This is a genomic window from Nonomuraea composti (assembly GCF_012034275.1).
GTDB lineage: Bacteria > Actinomycetota > Actinomycetes > Streptosporangiales > Streptosporangiaceae > Nonomuraea > Nonomuraea composti.
In genome coordinates this window covers 1-1118 of sequence record NZ_JAATEP010000147.1, presented here as the reverse complement: position 1 = coordinate 1118, position 1118 = coordinate 1, and the positions used below count along the sequence as shown (strand labels likewise).

Annotated in this window: 1 protein-coding gene; it reads right to left on the bottom strand. The window is 70.3% G+C overall.

The annotated features are described in order from the left end of the window. Positions 1-988: IS481 family transposase (locus tag HCN51_RS57715; RefSeq protein ID WP_168022225.1), on the bottom strand; the 988-nt coding region annotated here is incomplete at its 3' end. Between the last annotated feature and the right edge of the window lie 130 nt (positions 989-1118).

Below are 1118 nucleotides of genomic sequence, written 5' to 3'. Positions count from 1 at the left end.
TGTTCTGTCCCAACAGGTTGGTGACGCGGCTGGCGGGTGGTTGGCCTCCCAGGGCGGTGTGTCCGCGGTGATGGTTGTACATGTGCAGCCAGCCTGGCAAGGCGGCACGGCGTTCGGCTTCTGAGGCATACGGGCGGGCGTAGGCCCATTCGTCGGCCAGGGTGCGGTGGAAGCGTTCGACCTTGCCGTTGGTTTGAGGCCGGTAGGGGCGGGTGCGCTTGGGCGTGATGCCGGCTGCGTGCAGGGTGTCGCGCCACAGGTGGGAGCGGTAGCAGCTGCCGTTGTCGGTCAGTACCCGGCGCACGGTGATGCCGCAGGCGGTGAAGTAGGCCTGGGCGCGCTGCCAGAAGGCGGCCGCGGTGTCCTTGGTCTCATCGGGCAGGATCTCGGTGTAGGCCAGCCGGGAGTGGTCGTCCAGGGCGGTGTGCAGGTAGCCGTAGCCCAGCAGCGGGTTGTGGTAGGCGTTGCGGGGCCGGTTGGGGGTGGCGGCGCGGTTGTGCCGGCCCTGGGGGCGGCCGACCACACGCCAGCCGCCGCCGTCGGGGATGTTGCCGAGCTTCTTGACGTCCACGTGCACCAGATCGCCGGGGGCGGCGTGCTCGTAGCGGCGGATGCGCGCGCCGCTGCCGCGATCCAGGTGAGCCAGGAGCGGGCAGCCATAGCGGGCCAGGACACGGTGCACGGTCGAGGCGCGCAGGCCGAGCCGGGCGGCGATCCGTGCCGGGCCGAGCCGGTGAGTGAAGCGGATCTTGACGATTCGTCGCTCGGTTCGCGCATCGGTGCGGGCCGGGCTACTGTGCGGGCGGCTGGAGCGGTCGCGCATGCCTGCGGCACCGAGCTGGCGGTAGCGGGCCGCCCAGCGCCGGGCGGTGGTGTGGGAGACCTGGAAGCGTTCGGCGGCGCGGCGCAGCGGCCATCCTTCGTCGACGACACAGCGGGCCAGGCGAAGTCGTCCGAGTTCGGTCAGCGGCGCGTTACGGTGGGGCACGAGGACCTCCGGCGGGTGGTGCGTTTCTTGGTCGTTACACACCACGCCAGGAGGTCCTCACCCATTTCAAGATCCTCGACGGCGAGTCGCAAATCCCGTATCGCTGTCACCAACGTCCGTGGTCAGTACA